Here is a 24,822-nt window from a genome sequence, read left to right on the forward strand (position 1 = left end):
CCGGGGGAGGACGTTCACCGACACGGCCTGACTCACACTTTCGGACTAACGCCACGCCCACCGCGAGTGCAATGAAAGGCCCCTTCATTGCAAAATTTGCAATGAAGGGGCCTTTCATTGCACGCGAGGGAGCTACAGCGCGCTGCCGACCGCGGCCCACACCCGATGCGGGTCGAGGTCCATCGGCCGCGAGTCCGGATCCGGCCGCAGCCGCCGCAGCAGCACCTGCTGCACCAGCGTCGTCGGCCGGGCGCCCGCGGCCACCCGCCGCCAGAACAGGTGATCCTCCAGGCCCTCGAACAGCACCTCGGTGTTCCACCCGCCGAATTCGTCGATCAGCGAGCGCCGCACCAGGTAGCCGCTGCCCAGATACGGCAGCGTCCGCAGGCGCCGTTCCTCCGGCGGCAGCGCGCCGACCAGGCCGTCGACCGGGTCCGCGACCGGGCAGTGCACGACGTCCGCCCCTTCCGAAGCGGCCAGCAGGCGCTCCAGCAGGAACTCCGAAGCACGCATCCCGCCGTCGAGAACCAGCAGCCACGACGCCGTCGAACGCTCCAGCAGGGAGTTCCGCGTGAGTCCGCGGCCGAGTGGGGTGTCGTGCAGCAGGACGTCGTACGGGCGCGGACGCGGCCACGGGTGCACGCCGTCCTCGCCGACGAGCACCTTCCGCGGCACCACACTGCCGGTGAGCAGGTCGTTCGCGAGTTCGTCCGGATCGACTTCGCCGGTCCGGCGCACGATCAGCACGTCGACGTCGGCGGTGCCCGCCGGCGCAGCCGCCGCGGGCTCCCAGCGTCGCGTGGCGACCCGCCGCGCACCTGCCGCGCGCTGCGCGATCCTCGCCGACAACGCCGTCCCGCGTGCCGAAGCCGGGCCGGCGGCGGACCGGTCGCCCGCGAACCGCGCGTCGAACGACGGGGTGTCGACGGCCAGCGCGTTTTCCGGATTCCGCAGGCTCGTCGCCAGCGCACGCGCCGGCGCGATGTCCGCGGCCGTCGCCGAACCCAGCGAAGCCGCCAGGTCGATCAGGTGCCGCGCGGACGCCGTCATGTCCAGCGACTTCACGAAACCGTAGGCGGCCGAACGCAGGTGGCGTTCCCGTTCCGGCTCGTCGGCGAGCGCGGCGGCGACCGAGCCCAGCGCCTCCGGCCGCGCGAGGACCAGATTCTCGCCGGGGACCAGCGGTTCGACGTCCGCCGAGGTCTCGCTGACCACCACGCAGCCGTTGGTCATGGCTTCGAGCGTGCGCACCCATTCCAGGGTCTGCTTCTGCTCGCGGTGCAGGTTCAGCAGGAACCGCGACCGCGCGAGGTGCTCGAACTTCGCCTTGCCCGGCAGGAAGTCGACGCGGGCGGCGGTCATCGGCTCGTGCGGCGGGGTCAGCAGCCGCGTCCGCAGCCCGGCGAGGTCCCGCGCGTACGAGCCGAGCAGCACCGAACGCCGCCGCTCGGCCGTGCCGAGGTAGGTGACGTCGAGGTCGCGCGGGCTGTCGAGGTCTCCGCCCCACAGATCCCACAGCGGGCTGTAGCCGAGCTGGAAATGCTCGACGGCGATCCCGCGACGCCGCAGTTCGGCGGTCGAATCGGTGTTGATGTCGACGGCGCCGCCCAGGATCGACAGCAGTTCGGCGTTGCGCTCGAAGGTCGCCGTCCCCGGATGCTCCACGCAGAACCCGATGGTGCGGCGGCACTGCGCGGCGGTCGGGAAGTCGGCGTCCGGGACGGTCACGAAATACTCGTGGGGGACGACGACGTACACCGTGTCGTTCCCGGCATCGGGGTACCTGCCGATCGCGGTACTTGCCTTGCCGCCCGCGGTGCGCACGGCGTCGGCGACCACCTCCAGCAGTTCCTCCATGAAGGCGGAACCGCCCTCGGCGGAGACGAAGCAGAGTTCGGTCACGACCGGTCCATCTTCTTCCGTACGACCCGCAGCGGCGCGGTGACCCGCCAGCTGACGGTGCGGCGCGTGGCGTCGAGTTCCCTGGCCATCTCGGCGGCGAGACGTTCGGCGTTGAGCAGCCGCTGCCGGTCGGCCGACGGCTCGCCACCGGGCAGGACGTCCGCGTCGACGACGCCCGCCGACACCACGAGTTCGGCGTCGAGCAGCGCGAGCCGCAGCTTGTCCCGCTCCTCGCGGCAGGTCTTCAGTTCCGCGCGCAGCGAGTCACGCTGCTGGTGGGCGAGCAGGACCTCGGCCTCCAGCGCCTGCAACCGCGCCTTCGCGACATCGAGTTCTTCCCGCTGTGCGGCCAGCCTCTGGTTCACCTCGGCGGACTCGCCTTCGTCCGGCGCGGCGGCGGTGGCCTCGCGCAACTCGTGTTCGGTGTCGGCCAGCTTCGCCTTCAGCCGGTCCTGCTCGGCGGTGAACACCTGCCGCTCGGCACGGAGCCGGGTCAGCTCGGCCTGGACACGGCCGGGAATGTCGGTGTCAGACATGAACGCCCCCACTCAGTTCGGTCAGGATTTCGGAGTACTCGCGCGCGTAGCCCGCCGGGTCCAGCCACGGCAGCAGTTTCTCGTGCGCGGCCTTCGCCATCTCGCGGCGGCGCGTGGCCGACGTGCCCAGCGCGCGCAGCAACGCCGCCGTCAGCGCGTCGACGTCGTTGGTCTCGAACAGCCAGCCGGTCTCGCCGTCGACGATCATCTCCCGCGCGCCGAACACGTCGGTCGCCGCGACGGGGACGCCACAGCAGACGGCTTCGAGGATCGACCGCGGCAGTGACTCGATGTCGGAGCTGTTCACGAAGATGTCCGCGGCCTGGAGCCAGCGCAGCGGATCCGGCTGGATCGGCACGAGACTGACCGATTTCTCCAGCCCGGCGCGCTCGACGGACTCCTCCATCGCCAGCCCGTACGGCGAGGGGTGCAGGCCGACGATCGACAGCTTCGCCTCGGGGTGGACCTTGTGGATCCGCTCCATCGCCGAGATCAGCGGCGCCTGTCCCTTGCGGGCTTCCGCGATGCCGATGTTGACCAGCACGATGTCGTCGGGCGAGTAGCCGAGCATGTTGCGCGCCTGCCGCCGCGTCTCCGACCGCGTCCGGCCGCCGAACTTGTGCATCGGCGTGCCGTAGCGGACCGTCCGGCACCGCTCCGGCTTGCTGTACGGGAGGAACATCTCGCGCGTCGCGTCCGCGACGAACAGCAGCTTGTCGACCTCGGCGAGGGCGCTTTCCCAGCGCCGCCACACCGCGGCGGGCGGCTTCACCGGGCCCCAGTTCTGGTAGGCGAACGCGGGCAGCGAGAAGCTTTCGTGGATGACCCATGCCGTCGGCATCCCGGCGCGCTTCGCCGCGTCCGCGCCGACGAAGCCACCGAGAGTGTTGACGAGCGCGACGCCCGCTCCGGAGCACTTCGCGAAGCGCGCCAGCTCGGCGACGTGGCCTTCGTAGGCGGGCACCGTCTGGTTCCGGTAGTGCGTCGTGACGTGCACGGGGATGCCGAGTTCGTGGCAGTCCGCGCGCAGCGGGCCGTCGGTCTCGCTGACCAGGCTGACCTGCCAGCCGTGATCGGTCACCATCCGGCTCAGCAGTTCCTGCAGCCACAGCTGCCCGCCGCCGACGCCGAGGCTGTGCGTGAACACCAGCACATGCTTCGGGTCGGTCGGGATGTTCACGCGCGCCATCGCGCGGGCGGTGTCCCCGGCCAGCTCCCCGGCGTGCTCGGCGTCGTCCAAGTCCGCGACGGGGTTGCGAAGCGTGAAAGTGCGCTTCGTCGACACGACCTCGCCGACGCCTTCGGTGCGGTACCGGACGCGAAGCGACAGCGTCCGCTCCTCGCCGTACGGGAGATCGACAGGCACCCAGGCCTCGAAGCCGCTCACCGCGGCGTCGTCGAAGCCGGGGAATTCCTTGGGAACGTCCTTGCGCGGCAGGCGGGTGCGCGCGCTGACGGTGCCGCCGCCCTCGACCATGACCTCGATCAGGCTCGGCGCGCGGCCCTGTAGCAACGCCCACCCCGTCACGTAGACGACGTGTCCTTCGCTGACCTTGCCCTGCTTCGGCGCTTCGAGTTCGCCCAGCCACAGCGGTTCTTCGCCAGGCAACGTTCCGACGTGGACGGTCGCCTGGTTCAGCACGCGCTCGTCCGGACCGGTGACGACGATGTCCTGCGTGCCCGCGGGGACCCAAGATCCCGGGACCGCGCGCCAGCCGAAGGTGCCTTCGGGCGCACCTGGGCACGGCTCGGGGAACAGGTTCGCCTCGACGTCCGCGATGGTCACGGACATCTCGCCGATCCGGCTGATCCCGGTCGTCCAGCCCCGGAGCTCGAACATGTGCCCGACCGGCCGGGCCGGGGTCAGGATGCCGGCGGTATGCAGGCTCGTCATCGCTTGGCTACCTCGTCTTCGTTCGCCGCCACACCGGCGCCGACCTTGGGTGAACGGTACTCGTGGACGGTTCTCGCCAGGCGCGTTCGCCAAATCCCGTCGATCGCCACCCGCACCTCGTCCGTGCCGTGCGCGGTGCCGCACGAGGCGATCGTCGAGAAGGCGACCTCACGCGCCACCGCACTGTCCACAAAGGAGGGGTGGAGTCCGATCAGCACGCCGAGCCAGCCCGCCAGGTCGCGCATCGACCCGCCCGCCGCCGCCCCGCGCTGGCCCGCGTCGGCGAGCTTGTCGGCCAGTACGAGCACTCCGCGTTCGATCACTTCGGGCACGCCGGCGCTCTCGTTCCGCCACTCGAGGTCTATCGGGCGCAACGTCTCGCCATCGACAAGCACGTTGTGCGGCACCAGATCCCACAACGCCTCGACCCCGCGCGAGGCCTCCGTGCGGACGAGATCCCGCCATCCGGTGAGCAGCTCCGCGACCCGTTCCGGCTCGTCGAGCAGGACTTCGACCATCGTCGGGGCGTCGTACACCTTGTCCGCGCACGGTCCGACCGAGATCCCGGCCACCGGCGACGACGGGACCAGCGGCGTGCGGCGGACCTCGGCGCCCTCCCCGGTGCGCACGACGTCGGCGCGCGTGCAGGCGAAAGCGGCGCGCTCGGCGGTGTTGAAGTAGGTCGCGAGCCGGTACGGGGGCCAGAGCGCGGCGGCGCCGGCACCGCAGAGCAGGGCGAGTCCGTTGGCGGGACCGCCGGCGATCGCCGCGGACAGCCGGGGCAGTTCGGTGTCGATCTGCGGGCCGCGCACCGCACGGGCGACCTCGTGCCCGGGCGAACAGAGCAGCTCACGCTGGACTTCGAGTCCTGCCGCCGCCAGCGTCCTGGCGACACCGCGCGAAGCCGTCAGCACCACGACGGCGCCCATCGGTGACAGCCGTTCGCGAACCGAGTCCAGGAGGCTTCGCGTCGCGTACGGCTGCTGGACGACGACGAGGTCGTAACCGTCGGCGGGCGGCCGGTCGTGCACCGTCACGGTGCCGAGGTCACGGGTGCGGAACCGCACCGCGGCCGCGCGGACCGGGTCCGCCTCGACGGCGTGCACCGTCTCCGAGATCTCGCCCAGATACCGCGTCAGCCCCCCGAAACCGGCCCCGACCTCCAGCACCCGCGCCGCCTTCGGCACCACGAGCGCCCGGAGGACGTTCGCGGCACCGTGGTCGAGGGGAACACGCTCGGCGGCGTCCCGGCCCGGCGAAGTGCAGCTCGTCGGACAGCGAACCGGCGTCCTCGGCCAGGGAAAGCAGGGTGGTGAGCAGCCGTGCCGTCTCGGCGGTCATCGCTCAGCTGGTGACGGCGTAGTTTTCCAGCGTCTTCTTCACCGCACGCTGGTACGTGCCGCTCAACGCCTTCTCGCCCTCTTCCCCGCCGAGCGGGTTCTGCAGGATGTCGACGCGGACGATGTTGTTGCCGCTGATCCAGGTGCCGCGGTACGAGCCCTTGTCGCCGTCGATCTTCTTCTGGAAGTTCAGCTTCGGCGGCATCCCCGGCAGCGGCTCGGTGATCTGCACGAATCCGTTGGTCGTCTGGTACTGGCGCAGCTGCTTGATCAGGTCAGCGGCGGCACCGGGGCTGGTCAGCGGGATGACCGTGACCGAGATCTTCGCCGGCTGCGGCCCGGTCTCGTCCGGCTGCTTCTGCGAGCCCCGGTACGCGACCTGCTTGACCCCGGCGGCGATCACCAGATCCGCCTCGGCCTTCTCCAGGCCGGCGAGCTCGGCGAGCTGGGCCACGGGGATCGCGCCGCTCTTCGGGTCCTCTTCACCGGACTGTTCCGGGATCTTCTCGAACAGCAGCTCTTCGGGCGTCTTCGGCTTGGTCGACGACGGCGGGGCGGGCGGCGGCTGGGACGACTGCGGCGCGGCCGTCGGATCCGGCGGGGTGTCGCCACCACCGGAGAAGGCGAAGTAGCCGCCGACACCCAGACCGGCGAGGACCAGGACGGCGACGATCGCGATGATCGCGATCTTGCCGCCCTTGCCCTTGGGCTTGTCTTCGAACAGCTCCGGGCCCTGCTTGACCCACTCCGTGCTGCCGACCGGCGAGATCGGCGGGAAGTCCGAACCACCCCACGGCGGGCTGGCGTCGTTGTCGGTCCAGCCCTGCTGCTGCGGCTGCTGGTAACCGTGTTGCGGTTGTTGTTGTTGCTGCTGCGGGAAACCGCCCGCGGGCGAGGCATGACCCTGCTGGGGGAAGCCGCCGGCGGGGGACGCCTGCTGGCCCTGCTGCGGGAAACCGCCGGGCGGGGACGCCACCGGCGGCACGACCTGGGTGCGGTTCGGATCGGACTGCTGTTGCTGCCAGTTCGGGACGACCTGGGTGCGCTCGCCCTCGCCGCCGTTCTGCTGCGGCTGGTTCACCGGCGCGATGATCTGCGTCGAGTCGGCGCTGGGCTGACCGGGCTGCTGCGGCGCCTGCTGCTGAGGCGGCGCGGGCGGCTGCTGCTGGAACGGCTGCTGCGGCTGTTGGCCGGGCTGCTGGACCTGCTGCTGCGCGGGGTCGCCGTACGCGACAGCCGAGGACAGCACCTGGTCACGGCGGAGCCGGTAATCATCGGCGGAGAGCCGTCCAGATGCGAGCTCTTCGTCCAGATTGCGCAGCTCTTCCTGCCAGGACACCACCGGCCCCCTTATCCGATTCCCGCCGGGAGGAACGCTCCCGGCCGTCGCGATACCACCACTGCGGTGACCTCGCACATTCTGCACTGCCCGGACTGGCCGCGCCCCCGCGGGTCGAATCGTGATCTCCCCGCGACCTGCGTTTCTCAGCCCGCCGGGAGAACGGTGTCCAACGAGGTCAGTGTCTGCTCCAGACGGGTGTCGAGCGCCTGCGGGTCGCCGCCGAGCGGCTGCGAGACCCACGTCGTGACGGCCATCGTCCCGGAGACGTAACCGATGCCGCTGAGCTGGCCGTTCTGGTTCGCGCCGACGAGGGCGAGCCGATCGCCGACGCGCTGCTCGCGCAGTCCGGCGTCGATCGAGTTCTCCCGGAAGTACTTCACGATCGAAGCCGCGTCCTTCGCGTCGTTCGCCGGAATCACCAGGACGAGGTAACTGTTCGTACCCTCGTTCGAACCCTTGTAGGTGACGGAAGCGACGTTCTTCGAAGCGAGGTAGTCGCCCGCGGCCTTCGAGTAAAGGCTGAGTTCGACACCCTTCGCGACCGACATCGTCGAGTTGTCCTTCGACGGTGTCCCCGGCAGCGCGGGGAGCCGGTCCTCCAACGGCGTCTGGGCACTGTCGGGCTGACCCGACGGCGCGAGGCCGTTCGGCGGCTGGGCCACGCTCTGCGCCGGCGGCTGCTCGGCGACGTTCGAGGACCGGGAAGTGCCCAGCCACAGCGTTCCGCCGATGATCAACGCCAGCACCACCAGCACCCCGGCGCCGATGAACAGCCACGTCGGCTTGCGTTTGCCGACCACCGCGTAATCCTCGGCCGGCGCTTGGTGGCGCGGGCCGGGCTCCGGCGTCAGCGGCGGAAGCGGCCGGTTCGGCTCGCGAATCGACGGCTGGTTCCTGGCGGGCGGCGGGGTGGCACGCAGATAGACCGTCGGATTGATGTCGGCGGGTGAGGGCGCGGTGGTCTTGTGGTCCGCGATCCGGGGGATGCCCGCCTTCTTCTCCGGCTGCTCGACAGGCGTGTACACCGGCTGGGTCTGTTGGTACGGCTGGGTCTGCTGGACGGTGACGGCGGGCGGCTCGACGGGCCGCGCGGCGGGATTGGTGCTGTGCCACGCTCCGCCCGGACGTCGCAGTGGCGAGGGGACCGGGGACGGCATCGTCCCGCCGGAGGCCTCTGCCAGGAGCTCATCGCGCTTACGTCGGTGTTCGGCGTGCCCGATGCGACCCGCGGCCAGCTCGACGTCCAGCTGTCGAAGCTCGTCTTGCCAGCTCATTTAGCCCCCTGCCGCCGGGTGTGGGCAGCCAGTGTTGCATGCACCCTTATGGGTGGTTGATGTGGTCTTTCCCCATTCTTGCGTCCACTCACGACCTGGTCCAGCACGGTTTTGAAGGACGCCCACGAGCTGACGGTCACCGAGGCGACCAAACGGGGAGTTGCCGGACTGGTCGCCGACGCCGAAAGGGGTGACGCGCTGGTAGTCACCCGTCATCGTCGGCCGGTCGCCGACAAGGGGCGGCGCACGTCGCTGGACGAGGTCATGGCCGCCTTCGGTCACACCCGGGAATCGCTTGCCGACATCGAGGACGACGAGTAGCTCGATGGTCCAAGTCGCTTTCACCGAGGCAGCCCTCGACGATCTGCGTCGGCTTGGGCCGGATGTCGTCCCCGAGGTCCTGAAAAAGATCATGTTCCTTCTCGATGACCCGAAGGCAGGCTACCCATTGGGTGGGAACCTCACGGGCTTTCGCAAGTTGGTCGTCGGCCGCGATCACTGGCGGATCGTGTATCGCCTGGACGAGAACGGTTCAGTGGAGATCTGCGAGATTTGGCGTGCAGGGGCTCGATCTGATGCTGAGGTCTATGCGGAGGCAACCTCGCGAGTGGCGGCTGCGGCTGACGAAAGTCCTGAGGTTCAGCGTCTCGCGGATGTGATCGCCAAGCTCGGTCGGTTGGCAGGCGATGTGGTCGTCGAGGCCGAGCCGCAAGGTGAGCCGGTGCCTGACTGGCTCGCGAATCGCCTCATTCGTACGGCGGGTGTCTCGCCCGAGAAGGTCACTGCTCTTGATCTTGAGCAAGCAGTGGATCTCTGGACCGCGTTCACCATCAAGCCTCAACCTTGATCAAGGTGCCGCGGCGATGATCTCGATTGCAGAAGCGCAAACGTATCGTCCGATAGTGATTGGACCTGCATATATAGCATCAAAGCTATGACATGGGGTACCGTGGAACTGGAACCGGAGGTTCGCGACTGGCTGGAGAGTTTGTCCGCGGCGCGCTTCGCGACAGTGGCCTTCTACGTGGATCTGCTCGCGGAGCGAGGCCCGCTGTTGGGTGAGCCGTACACGCGACAGCTCGATGGCAAGCTGCGGGAGTTGCGGTTCCATCTGGACGGAGAGGCCGTGCGGATCACTTACTGGATCGCATCCGGCAGGCGAGTCGTGTTGCTGACCGAGTTTCGGAAAACCCGCATGCGCGACGAGCGTGAGGTGCGGCGGGCGCGGAAGGCGATGTGGCGATGTGTTGCTCGACGGCATACGACCGATGAGCACGAAGGGGAGTGAGAACGATGGCCGAGCGGACCGACTGGCGGCGGCTTCGCGAGCGGCGGATGGCCGAGCCGGGCGCCGTTGACGCGTACGAGGCCGCGAAGCTGGCTTACGACCTGGGCAAGACCGTGCGTGAAATGCGCGAGGCACGTGGCTGGTCCCAGACGAGGCTCGCCGCCGAGGCGGGGATGACGCAGTCCGCTGTCGCGCGATTCGAGGCGGGAGGAACGGTTCCGACCATTCCGGTGCTGGAACGGCTGGCGCATGCCCTCGAAGCCGATCTCGACGTTCGCATTACCCCGCGTCTTTCCACGGTGTGATGCTCTTTCGGCTGGTCAGGCGCGGATGGCCGGTTCCGCCGGTACGGTGGCGGACGTGGGAAGTGCCGGATGACGGAAATCGACGCCTGTCGCGGCGCGCTGCGCGAGCTGGCCATCGGCAGGCTCGCCGGCCGTGACGTCCGCACGTCCCACCTGGTCGAGGCCGGTCTGGACGCGATCGTCGCCGGACTCGACACCCCGTCCCTCGCCTTGCTCGCCGGGCTGGAGTCCTCCGCCGAAGCCACCGTCGACAAGGTGTTCGGCCAGGTCGTCGACGAACTGGGGCTCGAACTGCCCGCCGATCCGACGGCCGCCCGCTGGTCGCTGATCCACGGCTGGCTCACCGCGATGGTCGACGGCCGCCTCTCGCCCGCGGCCGGTGGCGCGCTGATCAGCGAGGTCGGCGAGCTGCTCGGGTCCCCGCCGTCGCTGCGGGGGATCACGCGCTGGTCGGCGATGCTCGAGAACTGGATCCCGACCGACCTCACCCCGAGGGACGTCTGCGAGGTGCCGATCCTCGAGGAATCGGCCGAGCTGCTCGAAGGTCCTTGGCCTCCTTCCCCGCGTCACCCGTAAAGCCCCGGTTTCTGTCGTACATGTGTTCTAAAATGGGTGTTGTACAGCAGGAACAGCGGCGAAAGGCAGACACGGATGGCCTACATCACCCTGCCCACCTTCGTGGGGTACAGCACGAGCTCGGGTCCTTCGCGTTCCTCGTTCGTCCGGCGCTGGCGCCGTCAGTACGAGGACCCGGCCAGGGGCGGGTTCAACTTCTACCTCCGTGCCGCGAACGCGATCCGTGCCGGACGGATCTCCGGGCGGGATCGCGAGGTACTGCGGGCGCTGGTCGAGAACGCGGACGAGCGCACGCGGCCGCACTACAGCGAGATCGCCAACGGCTGGCTGCGCTATGTCGGGCGGCGTGACCTGCGGCTGGCCGAGGTCGGCCGGTCACGATGGCGGCTCGGGTCGCTCGAGGTGGGCATCAACCCGCATCTCGGCCTGCGCAAGGGCGACGGCCCCGTCTACGTCACCTGGCTCTACTTCAAGGAGGAGCCGTTGAGCCGGGACGCGGCGCAGATGGTGCTGTGGCTGCTCGAACAGACCATGGACGAGCTGCGCCCAGGCGGACGGCCGCTCGTGGTCGACGTCCGGCGTTCGAAGGAGTTCGCGTTGTCGCCGCGCGATCGCGACAAGGTGCGGCCGTGGGTACGGAGTGAGGCCTCGGCCTTCATGAGCCTTTGGGAGGCGGCCGCGTGAGCGAACGACGGCGGGCCCGCCTTCCGTGGGTCCGCCGTTCACGCACCGTCATTCTCACGGTTCCGGCGGCGGCGCAAGACACCTGATCAGGTGACAGTTTCGCGGAGTATGCCCACGAGCTGGACAACTTGGGCCCTGAACACGAAGCTTTCCCAGTCTTAATCGGCCGAACCACCGAGGGTCGCTCGTGAACAACGCTTGGGAAGCCATCTCCAGGGTCGCAGATGAGCCCGCCTGGTACTGGATCTACGACAAGCTCGCGTTCTGGCCGAGCACCTACGCGCACGCCTGGCCCGGTTTCCGTGAACCCGCTCCATCCGTCGCGTGGGATCTCGCGCCAGGGGGACTCGACCGCTCGTCGGCCGAATTCCGGCTGGGCCCGTACGCCGTCGAGCAGAACGACGTCGCCCGTGTCGCCCTCTCGGCGCTGAAGGACTGCGTCGCCGAGGACGAGTGGGTATGGGTGCTGCACTGGCAGCACCAGTCGTACCGCTTCTACCCGCATCGGCACGCCGCGCTCGACCCGTGGCCGGTCCCGGTGTTCCCGCGCACGGACTATCACCTCTTCCTGGCGAACGACTTCCGCTTCGGCACGCTCGGGCATCCGTGGGAACGGACGTTGTGCGTCTACGGCGAGAAGCTGGTGCCCGCCTTCGAGAAGCACGGCGAACGCGTCTTCAAGAACGAGCTCCGGCGCAACGGGGCACCGGCCGTGATGGCGGGCTGACCACCGTCCGGCGGGCGGACCTGCCTAAACTCAGGCGGGTGTTCGAATACCACGGGTGGGTGACCATCCAAGCGAGCCCTTCCGGTGATGACGACGCGGCGCTGCTCGAGCGGATCGTCGAGCGGGTGCACCGCGCCGTCCGCGACTTCGGCGACGCCGATCTGCTCGACCTGCGCTGGGCCGCCGGGGTGCCGGTGCTGCATCTGGGCGGGATGGACAAGCACGGCACGGCGATCGCGCCCGAACTGGTGGACCTGTTCACCCGCGTCGGCGACCTCGCCCCCGGCTCCTACGGCCTCCTGCACGTCTGGGACGACCAGGATCCCGAGCACGACAACGAATTCAAGGTGTATCGGATGGCCCGCGGCCTGGTCACCGAACACGGCGACGAGCACCTGTCCCCGGTCGCGCCGACCGTGCTGGACGGCTACGAGATCTGAGCCGTCCGCCCACGCTTTTCGTGGATGATCGAATTAGGCTGTTCGGCTGCTTACCCGGCCCGTATCGATAGGTGGTCTCATTTGTCGCAGTGGCGGGAGCTGAAGGTTGCCGACTCTCAATGAGTCGGATGAGCTGATTTCGAAGTTGCGTGAATTGGTGGAAGATCCCGTGCTCGGCTGGCAAGTCGAAGATGCTTTTGACGACATTGCGGCGTTTGTCGAATCGAATCGCAACACTTCTTGAGTAGCCGTACTCAAGACACCGGGGGGCCGTCGGCGCGACCGTGGTACGCATGACGAAAACCTCCGCAGCGCCTCCCACCACTGTCGCGTTCTTCGTCCAGGCCGCCCTCTCCTTCGGCCTGGCGCTGCTCGCGGTCGTCGTCGGCATCTGGTACCTGCCGGTCGACGGCTGGGTCCGCGGCTTCCTCGCCCTCGGCATGCTCTTCCTGACCACTTCGGCGTTCACCCTCGCCAAGTGCATCCGTGACCGGCAGGACGAGAACACCGTCGTCAGCAGAGTCGACCAGGCCCGCGTCGACAAACTCCTCGCCGAGCACGACCCCTTCAAAACGCCCGCGCTCTAGCCCTTCCCGGCGTCCTTCATCGTGGTGATGCGGTGGTAGGTGCCGTCGCGATAGGCGAGGACGACCGCGTCCTTGACCTCGGGGGCCGCGACGGCCTGCCAGCCGGAGCGGCCGGTGCCCTTCAGGAACTGCGTGATGTCGTCGCGGGGAAGGCCGACCGTGCCGCCGCCGACGACCTTGCCCGCGCCGTCCGTGACGAGGATGCACTGGGCCTGCTGTCCGCCGATGAGCGCCCAGCCGTCGATCTGCTTGTCGCCGGTCACGGTTACGGCGTCGACGGCGCCGGCGGTGTCCTTGGGACCGTAGCCGGGGCCCTTGAGCTCGACGGCCTTGGCGAGGTCGACGGTCGTTCCGAGCTCCGGCCCGCCCGCGCCGCAGCCCAGGGTGAAGTCAGGGGTGAACGGGTAGATGCCCATCGCCCGTTGCTGCTCGAGTAAGTCGGGGTAGGCGTACATCTTGCTCATCACCGTTTTGGCGTCGACCTGCATCGCCACCGCGAGGACGGGCTGATACGCGTACCGCCAGCGGGTCGCGCCCGCGGCGGTGTTCCCGATCGCGTAGACGCACAGCGCCATGACCAGCGCCAGCGGGATCGCCTTGAGTCGCACCGCGCGTGGGCCTCGGGTCACCAGCAGCACGAGTACTGCGCAGACACCGAGGAGTCCGATGCCGACGTAGCGGGACGACATGCCTTCGGTGGCGTTGTAACCACCGCGGCTCACGCCGATCATCACACCGTTCAGCGTCACCTGGGCGGCGAGCCCGAACCAGCCCGCGACGGCCGCGACCGGTGCGGGGCCGTCGAGCGTTCCGGTGAAGTTCTCGGACGCGAGCCGCTGCTTCACGGCTGTCGCGGCGAGGACGCCGAAAAGGCCGACGGTCAGCGCGCCGGCGAGGAACGCGAGATCGGGGGATTTGGTGGACCAGGACTGGCCGATCGTGCTCGTCATCGCGCCGAGGTAGGTGTCGGCGCCGACGACGTTCGGCTTCTGGTAGCTCGGCGGCCACGGCGCGACGCGCCAGAGGACGAAGACGACGAAGCCGAGGCCGAGCGGCAGCGCGGCCTTGATCCGGCTCTCGCCGCGGAGCCAGAGAACGAGCGCGAGAACGATCCAGACCGGGAACGCCACACCGTGTCCGAGGCTGCCGATGAAGGCGAAGAGGAAGGCCGGGACAAGCTTGCCGTGGTGTGCGAAGGCGATCGCGATGACGGCGGGAGCGAGCCCGAGGAGCCACTGGACGCCCATCATGCCGTCGCCGAAGTATTCGACCGTGCCCGCGGAGAACACCAGGCCGGAGAGTCCGGCGACGACGCCCGCGCGGCGCAGGCCGGTGAGGGTGCGGGGCAGCATGCTCCACAGCGCGGCGAACATGCCTGCCGCGAGGATGACGCTGAGGAAGCCGAGCGGGGGCTGGGTCCCGGCGAACAGCTTCGCGTCGAGCCAGAAGACAAGACCGACCAGCACGATCGGGTGCTCGTGGTAGAGGTGGAACAGCTGGGCGACGTCGAGGTCGCCGTTCTTGTCGGCGATCAGGCCGAGGACGACCCAGTAGTCCGCGTGGTTGATCTTGGGGGCGCGGACGACCTCGATGATCGACAGCAGGATCGGCACCGCGGTCAGTGCCCAGAGGGCCCAGTAGGGAAGCCTGTCGAGCAGACCTCGCTTCACGGACTTGCCGGGTTCAGGTGTCTCCTGCTCGGCTTCCATGGTCGCGACGGGGCCGCCGTCGCGCGCGTTCTCGCTCATCCGTGTTTCCCCACCCTTGAAGATCCGGTCCACAAAGTACCGAACTCGCAGGTGACGGCCATCGTCAGCAGGCGAACGTATGCGCAAATCCGAATTACTACGGTCGTGTGACCCCGCTCACCGAACCTGTAGCACTTAGTAACCGAAAAGACCAACAAAGAAGATCGAAATGCCCCATACCCACCCGGGAAGGTGAGGTGAACGAACCGTGGGGGTCCGGGGACTCGGGCCCCCGGGAATTATGGCGAGTACGCTGCGGCGCAGGCTTTACCTGCGCACGCGGTGCCCGCATGCGAGCGGATGACGGGATTCGAACCCGCGACCCTCACCTTGGCAAGGTGATGCGCTACCAGCTGCGCTACATCCGCATGTCTCTCACCGCTTCAACACTCGTTTGAAGCAGTGGAACAACCATACACCGACCGTCTGTAGCTGTTTCGACCCACCCCTAGACGTGCTTCGGCGTCACACCTGGCGTACAAGGGGTGACGACGGCTGCATACCTCCGTATGGTGTCCCCATTCGACCGAATGGTGAGTCCTTCGGGGAGGAGGTGCCTGGCCGGATGACCGAGCAGGGCACGGTGCCGCTTCAGGCGGCCTCGGAATCCGACGAGCAGGCATTGCTCCAGCGTCTCCGTGATGGGGAGGACGCCGCCTTCGGGGAGCTTTTCGAACGTCATGCCGCCGCGGTGCGGCGGCTGGCCCGCAGTCTTGCCTCCGATCGGTCGGAGGCGGAGGACATCACGGCCGAGACCTTCTTCCGGGTGCTTCAGGCGTTGCGCCGGGGTGCCGGGCCGCGGGACTACGTGCGGGCCTATCTGCTGACGGTGGCTCGCCGGGTGTCGTGGGAATGGCACGGCGCGCGTCGTGACGTGCCGGTGAGCGACGACGAACTGAGTTTCCGGGCCGGGGCGGGGGCGGACACGAACGCCCGTACGGCCGAGCATTCGCTGATCACGACGGCTTTCACGAGTTTGCCCGAGCGGTGGCGTTCGGTGCTGTGGCAGACCGAGGTCGAGGGCGAGCAGCCTGCCATGGTCGCGCCGCATTTCGGGTTGAGCGCGAACGCGACGGCGGCGTTGGCCAGGCGAGCGCGGCAGGGGTTGCGGGCCGCGTACCTGCAGGCGCATCTGTCGGTGAGCCGCGGGCCCGATTCGTGCCGGTCGGTGGTGGAGAAGCTGGGCGGGTTCACCGCGGGCAGCGTCACCGGGGCCGAGGCCCGCCGGATCAAGGCCCACCTGATCGGGTGCCAGTCCTGCCGGGCGACACACGACGAGCTGCGTGACGTCTGTTCGTCGCTGCGGGCGCACGCCGGCGTGGTGGCCCTGCTGGTGCCGGCGGCCGCGGGGGCCCACGCGAGCGGGGCGTTGTCCGGGCTCGCCGCATCGGTCAAGGGACTACTGCTCGGGTCGAAGGTGAAGGTCGGCCTGGCGGTGGCGTCGACGGCCGCCGCGGGCGCGGTCGGGATCGTCGCCGGTCCGGCCATTCTCGGCACGGACGTGACGCACACCGTCGGCCTGTCCGGAGGCGGCTCGCCCGAGCTGGCGCTGCTGCCCGCACAGGTCGCGCCGCCCGCGCAGGGTCAGCCGGTGGAGCTCCCGCCGCAGCGGATCGCCCAGGACCAGATGCACGGCAAGGGTGCCCAGCCGGTCAAGACCGGGTTGGGCCCGAACGGCCGGAACGCCGAACTCGGCGTGGCCGACATGCCGAGCCTGCCCGGCGTCGGCACGTCGCGGAAGGAGCTCGGCGGCGGTGACGTCGTACGGCCTCCGGCCGGGCAGACTCCGTCGCAGGAGGAGACCACGCCGCTGAACGAGGGCCCGGGAACCGGCTCGAACCAGACCACTTCGAAGCGGGACGACCTCCCGCCGGGTGAATCGAATCCGACCGAGGAGTCGCTGAGCCCGACCACGACGACGACGCCGCGGGACTCGACGACCGAGCCGTCACAGCCTTCGGAGTCGAACACGCCGGAGTCGACGACCGACCCGGAAGGGTCCTCTTCGCCGACGACCGGCACCCCCGACAGCGCGACCGAGACGCCGTCGGAAGACGAGCAGAGCCCGGTGAAACCGACTTCCCACTATCCGGAACCGGGCGTCGACTACCCGACCTGCCCATAACGCCCGAGCGGGGCTATCGCCTTCGAACTCTCGCGAATCCGGCCGCCGTCACGGTACGGTGGAGCTCGCTCACGACGAGCGAGCGGCCGCGCGGGAGGCGACTGAATGAACCGGCTGGTGCACGGCGAGGACGGCCGTGACTGGGTGGTCCGAGCCCAGATGGAATGGCGTGCTCCCGCGACAGCGGACGATTTCGAGCACGATGTGGCGGGCAGCTACGGCCCGGGTATCGCGATGGTCGTCGTGACGGCGCTGCTCGCGATCGTGCTCATCATGTGGACACCCGCCGACGTGAGAATCCCGTCCTGGGTTCCGCTGGCGCTCCTGCTGGTCGCGTTGTTCTTCCCACTGCGGTGGATCCTGCGCCGCCCGTGGACCGTGGTCGCCGAGACCGAGGGCGATCTCGCGGGTGACAGGCCGTCCGAGCGCTGGGTGGGCACCATCCGCGGCATGTTCACCGTGCGCGGCGAGGTTTCGAAGATCAGCAAGACGATCCAGAAGCATTCGCTGCCGGACTTCGACGGCCCGCTGCACCCGGTGGAGTAGTCGCGGCGGCCTGAACGCGCGAGACTGGGGCCATGCCCGAGTTACCCGAGGTCGAAGCGCTCGCTCACCACCTGCGTGAACACGCGGTGGGCAAGACGGTCTTCCGCGTCGACGTGTCGTCCCTCAGTGTGCTGAAGACGGCGACACCGCCGTGGACGGAGCTGCACGGACGGGAGGTCACCGGGGCCTGCCGCTTCGGCAAGCATCTGGATCTCGTCGCCGGGGATCTCCATCTGGTCGTCCATCTGGCGCGAGCGGGCTGGCTGCGCTGGTCCGACGCGTTGTCGCCGACGCCGCTCAAACCCGGCAAGGGGCCGATCTCGCTGCGCGTCCACCTCGACGCGGCCGCCGGGCCGGGATTCGACCTCACCGAGGCCGGGACGAAGAAGGGGTTGGCGGTCTGGATCGTGCGCGACCCGGAGAAAGAGGTCGCCGGCATCGCGCGGCTCGGGCCGGACGCGCTTTCGCTGGACCGCACGGGGCTCGAGAAGTTGTTCGCCGGGCGCACCGAACGGCTGAAGACGGCGCTGACCGATCAGTCGCTGATCGCCGGGATCGGCAACGCCTACTCCGACGAGATCATGCACATGGCGAAGCTTTCGCCTTACGCCACAACCGGAAAGCTGTCCGAAGGAGCGCTCGACGGGCTCTCGGAGGCGATCCGTCAAGTGCTGACCAGCGCGGTGACGCGTTCGGTCGGCCAGTCCGCGGCCCGGCTCAAGGGGGAGAAGCGGTCCGGGCTGCGGGTGCACGCGCGGACCGGGCTGCCGTGTCCGGTCTGCGGCGACACGATCCGCGAGATCTCGTTCGCGGACAAGTCCTTCCAGTACTGCCCGACCTGCCAGACCGGCGGGAAGCCCCTCGCGGACCGGCGGATGTCGCGCCTGCTCAAGTGACTCGTGAGTGGCGATTCGGGTTCTAACCCGAATCGCCACTCACGAGGTCAGCAGAGGGCGGCCATCACCGCGGGCATCGGGGGCTTCGGCACCCGCTGCCCGCCGTTCAGTTCGGCGGCGAGGTCGTACACGTTCAGCGCCAGCACGATCTGCTTCGAGCCGTCCGCGGTGCTCATCGAGACGCTGAAGAACCCCGGCCCGGCACCGGTGTTGCCCCAAACCGTCTTCGTGCCCCCGTCGCACGGCAGGTCGAGCGTCTCGACGCCCGCGCCGTACGCGCCGCCTTCGCCGTTCGGCACGAGCCGCTTGAGTTCGGCCTGTTGGGCGGGTTCCAAAAGCCGTCCTGCCAGCAACGCGCGGTGGAACGTCGCGAGGTCGTCGACAGTCGACACCATCGCGCCCGCGGTCCAGTCGTACGAAGGGCTGAACACGGTCATGTCCTCGCCGCTCATGTCGTACCCGTGCAGATGCGGACCACGCAGGAACGGCGACCACAGCGGGAAGTACGTGTGGCCGAGGCCGAGCGGATCGAGGATCCGCCGCTGGATCTCCTCACGGACGTCGTTGTGGGTGACCGCCTCGATCACCTTGCCCAGCAACAGATATGCGGTGTTCGAGTACTTCACGTCCGCGCCCGGCGCGAACGCGGGCCGATCGACGAGGGAGCGCCGGATCACCTCCGACGGCGTGATGATGTGCGCCCGGTTCCCCTGGACGAGGTACGGGTCGAAGAAGTGCGGGTCGAGCGGGTCGTGCACGCCGCTCGTGTGGTTCAGCAGCATGCGCAGCGTGATCTTTTCGGGCTCGTAGGCCGGTCCCCGTACGACACCGGGCAGTCGTCGCTCCACCGGATCGTCGAGCGACAGCACGCCTTCGCTCGCCAGTCGCAGCACCACCGCGGCGACGAACGACTTGGTGTTGCTGGCGATCCGGAACAGGTGGTGCGGCCCCGCGGCTTCGCGTGTGGCCGGGTTCGCGTACCCGGCGCCGAAGCGCGAGACCGCCTCACCGTTCCGGACCTGGGCGACCGCGCCCGGGAAACCCCCTTCGCCGACCAGATCGCCGACGGCCGCGCGCACCGGGTCCCCGGCCGCGGCCGCTGTCCCGCTCGCCAGCAGTACCCCCGCCAGCACGCCCGCCGCGACCTTCCCCGATCCGCGCATTGTGTTCCTCTCCCGGAAGCGATTGCCTGCGGACAGTCTTTCCCGTGCCACGGGGAGTGACCATGGGGCCCGCGCCCGGGTCTTGGGTAGGGTCGGCCCCACCCTCGGTTGTCACAACTCAACGGAAAGTGGGGAGCAGGCCTTGCACCCGGTTGGTCGAGCGCAGAGCATGGACGCCGTGTCCGGGCTCGAAATCGCGCAGATCATCCCTTGGGGCGTGGCGCTGCTGCTCGGGATCCTCGTCGTCGTCCTGCTGATCAAGCTGCGGCGTCCCGCGAGCATCGTGGAGAACGCCGTCCTGCAGGCCGTCCACCGGATGTCGAAGGCGACACCGGACCTCCGCGAGGGGCTCGACGAGCAGGTCGCCGACAAGATCACCAGCCAGCTGCTGGAGATGCTCGACTGCGTCGCCGTCGGCATCACCGACAGCGAAGGCACCCTGCTGTCCTGGGACGGCGAGGCCAACGATCACTACGTCGACCTCGTCGACGCCATCGGCAACGCGATCCGCAAGCACCGCCGCGAGGTCGTCGCGCACGACAAGATGCCGTGCAACCACCGCGGCACCTGCCGGATGCGGACCGCGGTGATCGTGCCGCTGATCGTCGAGGGGGAGACCGAGGCCGCGTTGCTGGTCGTCGGGCGCACCCGCGGGCGGCTGGTGCAGATGGCCGACGCGGTCGCGCAGTTCGTCTGCACCCAGTTCGAGCTGGCCCGCCTCGACGAATCGAAGAACCAGCTCCAGCAGGCGGAGATCAAGGCGCTGCGCGCGCAGATCTCGCCGCACTTCGTCTACAACGCGCTCAACACCATCTCGTCGCTGATCCGGACGGATCCTGAGGAAGCGCGAGAGCTGCTTCAAGACTTCGCGGACTTCACGCGCTACTCGTTTCGGACGTCGGGCATGTTCACCTCGCTCGCCGAGGAACTGCGGAACATCGACCGGTACCTGACCATCGAGAACGCCCGTTTCGGCGGACGGCTCGAAGTGCGGATGAAGATCGCGCCCGAGGTGCTTTCGGTGGTCGTCCCGTTCCTGATCATCCAGCCACTGGTGGAGAACGCCGTCAAACACGGTCTCGCGTCGAAGCCGTCCGGCGGCTGCGTCACCGTGATCGCCGAGGACTACGGCGCCGAGGCGCTGATCAGTGTCGAGGACGACGGCATCGGCATGGAGCCCGCCAAGCTCGCGGACCTCCGCAGCCAGCACCGCACGGGTGCGCACGTCGGCCTCGGCAACATCAACCAGCGGATGCAGCAGGTGTTCGGCCGCGACTACGCGCTCATGGTCGAGACGGCGCCCGGCGCCGGCATGAAGGTGACCCTGCGGGTGCCGAAGTTCATGCCCGGGGTGCGGCCGAATCTGCCGGACTTCTCCGCCGACAGCGCCACTGTCCCGCCCCAGGGCGGCCCGAACGAGTCCAGCGGGGTGAGCGGTTCGCGCAGCGGCGTGCTGCCGTCGTGAACGTCGGTAACCTGGCTGTATGAGCGTTGCGGACAAGCTGACCTCCCGTCTTCCCATGATCGGCGATCGGGGTGAACGCAAGGACATCGTCGCCGTGGTGAAGCTGCACGGGGTGATCACGCCGACCCCGTCGCCGCTGGCCAGGGGTGCGATCAACCTCGCCGCCATCGAATCGGCGCTGACGCGCGCGTTCGGGCACGAGCGGTTGAAGGCCGTCGCGCTGCAGATCAACTCGCCGGGTGGCGCGCCGACGCAGTCGGGCTTGGTCGCCGAGCGGATCCGTCAGCTCGCCGACGAGAAGAACGTGCCTGTGCTGGCCTTCGCCGAGGACGTCGCCGCGTCCGGCGGGTACTGGCTGGCCTGCGCGGCCGACGAGATCTACGCGCACCGGACGTCGATGGTCGGCTCCATCGGCGTGATCAGCGGCGGGTTCGGGTTCACCGGTCTGCTGGAACGGTTCGGCGTCGAGCGGCGGCTGCACACCGCGGGCGCGAACAAGTCCCGGCTCGACCCGTTCAGCCCGGAGAAGCCGGAAGACGTCGAGTGGCTGAAGAAGATGCACGGCCAGCTCCACGAACTGTTCGTCGACTGGGTCACCGAACGCCGTGGCGACCGGCTGTCCGGCTCCGAGGACCTGTTCACCGGGGATGTCTGGCTGGGCGCCCGCGCGGTCGAACTCGGTCTCATCGACGGCGTCGGCAGCCTCCGCCAGGTGATCACCGAGCGGTACCCGGACGCCGAGATCGCGATCGCCGAACCGAAGAAGCCGCTGCTGGCGCGGCTCGGTATCGGCGCTCCCGCCGCGGCGAGCGCGCTGCTGGACGCTGTGCAGTCCAAGGCCGCCTGGAGCCGCTTCGGCCTCTGACCACGTGCAATGAAGGGGCCTTTCATTGCAAATTTTGCGATGAAAGGCCCCTTCATTGCGTCCGCGGTAGGGAGCGATTCACCCGAACGGTGGTAGGCGTAAGTGGTTCAGACCAGGTCTCATATCGGACATACCGCTTTGTTGTGAACGGCAACAAACCTCGACAGCGTTGACGAGGAGGTCCGATGTCCGTTACTTCTCCCCGAACGAGCCGCTGGAAGATCGCGCTCGCCGCGACAGCCGGCGCGGCTTTGATCACGGTCCCCCTGACCTTGCCCGCTTCCGCCGCGGTCCCGCCCCCGCCGTCCGGCTGGACCACCGTGTTCACCGACGACTTCACCGGCGCCGCCGGTTCGCTCCCGTCGAGCGCGAACTGGATCATCGACACCGGCCACGGCTATCCCGGCGGCCCTGGCAATTGGGGCACCGGCGAGATCCAGAACTACACCGCGAACCCCGCGAACCTCGCCCAGGACGGCTCCGGCAACCTGCGGATCACGCCGCAGCGTGACGGCGCGGGCAACTGGACCTCGGCGCGGATCGAGACACAGCGCACGAACTTCAAACCGCCCGCGGGCGGCGCGCTGCGGATCGAAGGCCGCATCCAGATGCCGAACGTCACCGGCGCCGCCGCGCTCGGCTACTGGCCCGCGTTCTGGGCGCTGGGCTCGCCGTATCGCGGCAACTACTGGAACTGGCCCGCCGTCGGCGAGTTCGACATCATGGAGAACGTCAACGGGATCAACACGGTCTGGGGCGTGCTGCACTGCGGCGTCAACCCCGGCGGCCCGTGCAACGAGACGACCGGCCTCGTCGGCAGCCGCACTTGCCCCGGCGCGAGCTGCCAGAGCGCGTTCCACACCTACACCTTCGAATGGGACACCGGCGTCAGCCCCAACGTGTTCCGCTGGCTGGTGGACGGCCAGCAGTTCCACTCCGTCAGCCAGAACCAGGTCGACGCCACGACGTGGGCCAACATGACGAACCACGCGGGCTACTTCGTGCTGCTGAACGTCGCCATCGGCGGCGCGTTCCCGAACAACAACTCCGGCACCACCACGCCGGGGCCGGGGATCGTGCCGGGGCATCCGATGCTCGTCGACTACGTCACCGTCCTGACCCGCGGCGGCGGCACGACACCCACGACCACCACGCCGACGACGACCACGGGAAGTCCCGGCGGTGGCAGCGCTTACGGCACGATCCAGGCGGAGTCCTACGGCCAGGCGGCCGGGATCGCCAAACAGGCCACGTCCGATTCCGGTGGTGGCCAGAACATCGGCCCCGCGGGCAACGGGGACTGGGCGCTGTACCCGGGCATCGATTTCGGGACGCAGACGGGCAGACAGTTCCAGGCGCGCGTCGCGTCCGGGGCGGCGGGCGGGGTGAGCGGCCTCGTCGAAGTCCGGCTCGACAGCCGGTCCAACCCGCCTGTCGGCAGCTTCGCCGTCGCGAACACCGGCGGCTGGCAGAGCTGGCGGACCGTTCCCGCGAACATCAGCGGGATCACCGGGAAGCACGACGTCTACCTGACCTTCACCAGCGGCCAGCCCGCCGACTTCGTGAGCGTCAACTGGTTCACCTTCACTCCGTGAAGGGATAGGTGTGGCACGGCGAGGCGGTTCGTGTCACCGGAAAAGATGACGGCACCGGCCACCCCAGGCGCGGGGGTGCCGGTGCCGTCCTTTTCGTTCGACTTTTGTCCGGCGGGCTGGACAAGGAACGCGGCAATGGGCAGGATGCGTCTCACTGTGAGTGCTCACGATGACACCCGGAAGCTCATTGTCCTGGCGGTGGACGATGAGCCCAAAGGGCTAGACGAACTCGTCCACTGTCTCCGGAACAGCCCGCACGTCGCCTTGGTCTATCCGGCGATCGACGCTTCGGAGGCGCTGCGCCTGCTGTCCGCGGACGATCCGAGGCTGGCCGACCGCAAGTCGCGGGGTCTGCCGATCGTGGACGCGGTGTTCGCCGACATCGACATGCCCGGGCTGTCCGGGATGGAGATGTCCCGCGTGTTCGCCGCGCTGCGCCCGTCACCCGCGCTGGTGTTCGTGACAGGGCACGCCGAAGAGGCGGTCAACGCCTTCGACCTCGGCGCGCTCGACTACGTGCTGAAGCCGTACCAGCAGGATCGTCTCGACCGCGCGATCACCCGCGTGATCGACAAACTCGCCGCCAACGCCGCGCCGAAGTTCGGCCAGGAAGGCGGGCCGGGGCAGGTCAAGAACGACGACGAGGTCATCCCGGTCGAGCTCGCTGGCACCACGAAGCTGATCCCTCGGTCTTCGGTCCGCTGGGTCGAGGCGCAGGGTGACTACGCCCGGTTGTTCACCAACGACGGCAGCCACCTGGTCCGCATCCCGCTCGCGCAGCTCGAGGAACGCTGGGAGAAGGCGGGTTTCGTCCGGATCCACCGGTCGTTCCTGGTCTCCCTGCCGCTGATCACCGAACTGCGCATGGGCCAGGGCGGCTACCAGGTCGTGATCGGTAACGAGGAGAAGGTGCTGCCGGTGAGCCGCCGTCACACACGCGCGCTCAAGGACAGGCTGGTCGGCGCCAACCGGTCGACGTGACCGACGACTTCTACCGCCGCGTCAACGGCGTCCGCGAGCCGGACCCGACGCTGGGCAAGAGCAGGAAACCGGCGGTGCCGGAGGGCGCCGCCGTCGAGCCCGTGCCGGGTGCGCCTTCCGGCCCGAAGCACGAGCAGGCCAAACCCGAACATCACGCGAAACCCAAGCGGCAGCGGGTGATCCTCGCCGATCCGCGACAGGCAACCAGCACCCTGCGGGCCAGGGTCGAACTCGAAGAACAGACCAGCTGGGGCAAGCTCCTGATCAAGGATCTGGTGAAGATCCAGCTGCGGACGGCGTCCCTGCTGGCGCTGCTGGTAATGGTCACGCTGTGTTCACTTCCGGTGCTGTTCTACCTGATCCCGTCCTTCGGGCGAGTGGTCGTCGTGGGCATTCCGTTGCCCTGGCTGATCCTCGGGGTGGCGCCGTTCCCGTTCCTGTTCGGCATCGGCCTCTGGTACAACCGGCTCGCCGAACGACATGAACGCGACTTCGTCGACATGATCGAAAACTGATTGCGGAGCTGCACATGCGAGGATCCTT

The 24,822-nt window shown here is 68.8% G+C and carries 25 protein-coding genes and 1 tRNA gene; 17 read left to right on the forward strand and 9 right to left on the reverse strand.

Annotation, left to right across the window (positions count from 1 at the left end):
- Positions 1-132: 132 nt before the first annotated feature.
- From DL990_RS03800 to DL990_RS03825, 6 genes are all read right to left on the reverse strand, one after another.
- Complete coding sequence (locus DL990_RS03800) at positions 133-1,902, reverse strand: glycosyltransferase family A protein (protein WP_125797871.1); 1,770 nt, start codon at positions 1,900-1,902, stop codon at positions 133-135.
- Complete coding sequence (locus tag DL990_RS03805) at positions 1,899-2,438, reverse strand: hypothetical protein (protein ID WP_233598684.1); 540 nt, start codon at positions 2,436-2,438, stop codon at positions 1,899-1,901. Before DL990_RS03805 ends, DL990_RS03800 begins: the two co-directional genes overlap by 4 nt.
- The gene (locus tag DL990_RS03810; protein WP_125797872.1) at positions 2,431-4,332 is read right to left on the reverse strand and encodes a glycosyltransferase family 4 protein; all 1,902 of its coding nucleotides are present in this window, start codon (positions 4,330-4,332) and stop codon (positions 2,431-2,433) included. Before DL990_RS03810 ends, DL990_RS03805 begins: the two co-directional genes overlap by 8 nt.
- Positions 4,329-5,501: a methyltransferase gene (locus DL990_RS03815; RefSeq protein ID WP_233620375.1), complete on the reverse strand. Its 1,173-nt coding sequence runs from the start codon at positions 5,499-5,501 to the stop codon at positions 4,329-4,331. Before DL990_RS03815 ends, DL990_RS03810 begins: the two co-directional genes overlap by 4 nt.
- 175 nt (positions 5,502-5,676) lie before the next feature.
- A complete protein-coding gene (locus DL990_RS03820; protein WP_125797873.1) occupies positions 5,677-7,014 on the reverse strand; it encodes a flagellar basal body-associated protein FliL in 1,338 nt (445 codons plus the stop codon).
- A 143-nt stretch (positions 7,015-7,157) separates the two neighbouring features.
- Positions 7,158-8,288, reverse strand: a complete 1,131-nt coding sequence (locus tag DL990_RS03825) for a hypothetical protein (RefSeq protein WP_125781758.1) — start codon at positions 8,286-8,288, stop codon at positions 7,158-7,160.
- Positions 8,289-8,366: 78 nt separating this feature from the next.
- Here DL990_RS03825 and DL990_RS03830 point away from each other — a divergent pair, with 78 nt between their 5' ends.
- The 9 genes from DL990_RS03830 (at position 8,367) to DL990_RS03870 (ending at position 12,895) form a co-directional block, all read left to right on the forward strand.
- Positions 8,367-8,609, forward strand: a complete 243-nt coding sequence (locus tag DL990_RS03830; RefSeq protein ID WP_125797874.1) for a hypothetical protein — start codon at positions 8,367-8,369, stop codon at positions 8,607-8,609.
- Positions 8,610-8,613: 4 nt separating this feature from the next.
- Positions 8,614-9,135 (forward strand): type II toxin-antitoxin system RelE/ParE family toxin, encoded by a 522-nt coding sequence (locus DL990_RS03835; RefSeq protein ID WP_125797875.1) that lies wholly within the window; start codon positions 8,614-8,616, stop codon positions 9,133-9,135.
- An 87-nt stretch (positions 9,136-9,222) separates the two neighbouring features.
- The gene (locus tag DL990_RS03840; protein WP_125781762.1) at positions 9,223-9,576 is read left to right on the forward strand and encodes a type II toxin-antitoxin system RelE/ParE family toxin; all 354 of its coding nucleotides are present in this window, start codon (positions 9,223-9,225) and stop codon (positions 9,574-9,576) included.
- A 5-nt stretch (positions 9,577-9,581) separates the two neighbouring features.
- The gene (locus tag DL990_RS03845) at positions 9,582-9,881 is read left to right on the forward strand and encodes a helix-turn-helix transcriptional regulator (RefSeq protein WP_125781764.1); all 300 of its coding nucleotides are present in this window, start codon (positions 9,582-9,584) and stop codon (positions 9,879-9,881) included.
- A 69-nt stretch (positions 9,882-9,950) separates the two neighbouring features.
- The gene (locus tag DL990_RS03850) at positions 9,951-10,457 is read left to right on the forward strand and encodes a hypothetical protein (protein ID WP_125781766.1); all 507 of its coding nucleotides are present in this window, start codon (positions 9,951-9,953) and stop codon (positions 10,455-10,457) included.
- Positions 10,458-10,532: 75 nt separating this feature from the next.
- Positions 10,533-11,141, forward strand: a complete 609-nt coding sequence (locus tag DL990_RS03855; protein ID WP_125781769.1) for a hypothetical protein — start codon at positions 10,533-10,535, stop codon at positions 11,139-11,141.
- 187 nt (positions 11,142-11,328) lie between these two features.
- The gene (locus DL990_RS03860; RefSeq protein ID WP_125781771.1) at positions 11,329-11,868 is read left to right on the forward strand and encodes a DUF2716 domain-containing protein; all 540 of its coding nucleotides are present in this window, start codon (positions 11,329-11,331) and stop codon (positions 11,866-11,868) included.
- 38 nt (positions 11,869-11,906) lie between these two features.
- Entirely contained in the window at positions 11,907-12,308 is a 402-nt protein-coding gene (locus DL990_RS03865) for an immunity 7 family protein (protein WP_125781773.1), read from the forward strand.
- A 293-nt stretch (positions 12,309-12,601) separates the two neighbouring features.
- Complete coding sequence (locus DL990_RS03870; RefSeq protein WP_125781774.1) at positions 12,602-12,895, forward strand: YiaA/YiaB family inner membrane protein; 294 nt, start codon at positions 12,602-12,604, stop codon at positions 12,893-12,895.
- Here the strand turns inward: DL990_RS03870 and DL990_RS03875 are convergent.
- A complete protein-coding gene (locus tag DL990_RS03875) occupies positions 12,892-14,643 on the reverse strand; it encodes a hypothetical protein (RefSeq protein ID WP_125797876.1) in 1,752 nt (583 codons plus the stop codon). The genes DL990_RS03870 and DL990_RS03875 overlap by 4 nt on opposite strands.
- Positions 14,644-14,938: 295 nt before the next feature.
- Positions 14,939-15,011: transfer RNA gene (locus DL990_RS03880), tRNA-Gly, on the reverse strand.
- Between the two features lie 197 nt (positions 15,012-15,208).
- Here DL990_RS03880 and DL990_RS03885 point away from each other — a divergent pair.
- From DL990_RS03885 to DL990_RS03895, 3 genes are all read left to right on the forward strand, one after another.
- Entirely contained in the window at positions 15,209-16,768 is a 1,560-nt protein-coding gene (locus tag DL990_RS03885; protein ID WP_125797877.1) for a sigma-70 family RNA polymerase sigma factor, read from the forward strand.
- 105 nt (positions 16,769-16,873) lie between these two features.
- Positions 16,874-17,314 carry a DUF983 domain-containing protein gene (locus DL990_RS03890; protein WP_125781777.1) on the forward strand — a complete coding sequence of 147 codons (441 nt, stop codon included), beginning with the start codon at positions 16,874-16,876 and terminating at the stop codon, positions 17,312-17,314.
- Positions 17,315-17,346: 32 nt separating this feature from the next.
- Positions 17,347-18,210 (forward strand): Fpg/Nei family DNA glycosylase, encoded by an 864-nt coding sequence (locus DL990_RS03895; RefSeq protein ID WP_125797878.1) that lies wholly within the window; start codon positions 17,347-17,349, stop codon positions 18,208-18,210.
- Between the two features lie 47 nt (positions 18,211-18,257).
- On the opposite strand, the gene DL990_RS03900 is transcribed toward DL990_RS03895, so the two are convergent.
- On the reverse strand, positions 18,258-19,373 hold the full coding sequence (locus DL990_RS03900; RefSeq protein WP_125797879.1) for a serine hydrolase: 1,116 nt from the start codon (positions 19,371-19,373) through the stop codon (positions 18,258-18,260).
- Between the two features lie 169 nt (positions 19,374-19,542).
- Here DL990_RS03900 and DL990_RS03905 point away from each other — a divergent pair, with 169 nt between their 5' ends.
- From DL990_RS03905 to DL990_RS03925, 5 genes are all read left to right on the forward strand, one after another.
- Positions 19,543-20,838 carry a histidine kinase gene (locus DL990_RS03905; RefSeq protein ID WP_125781783.1) on the forward strand — a complete coding sequence of 432 codons (1,296 nt, stop codon included), beginning with the start codon at positions 19,543-19,545 and terminating at the stop codon, positions 20,836-20,838.
- A gap of 19 nt (positions 20,839-20,857) precedes the next feature.
- Positions 20,858-21,703, forward strand: a complete 846-nt coding sequence (locus DL990_RS03910) for a S49 family peptidase (protein ID WP_125797880.1) — start codon at positions 20,858-20,860, stop codon at positions 21,701-21,703.
- A gap of 185 nt (positions 21,704-21,888) precedes the next feature.
- Entirely contained in the window at positions 21,889-23,298 is a 1,410-nt protein-coding gene (locus tag DL990_RS03915; RefSeq protein WP_125781787.1) for a carbohydrate-binding protein, read from the forward strand.
- Positions 23,299-23,442: 144 nt separating this feature from the next.
- Positions 23,443-24,279 (forward strand): LytTR family DNA-binding domain-containing protein, encoded by an 837-nt coding sequence (locus DL990_RS03920; protein ID WP_199746213.1) that lies wholly within the window; start codon positions 23,443-23,445, stop codon positions 24,277-24,279.
- On the forward strand, positions 24,276-24,794 hold the full coding sequence (locus tag DL990_RS03925; RefSeq protein WP_125797881.1) for a hypothetical protein: 519 nt from the start codon (positions 24,276-24,278) through the stop codon (positions 24,792-24,794). Before DL990_RS03920 ends, DL990_RS03925 begins: the two co-directional genes overlap by 4 nt.
- Positions 24,795-24,822: the final 28 nt, after the last annotated feature.

Source organism: Amycolatopsis sp. WAC 01416 (assembly GCF_003947485.1).
Lineage (GTDB): Bacteria > Actinomycetota > Actinomycetes > Mycobacteriales > Pseudonocardiaceae > Amycolatopsis.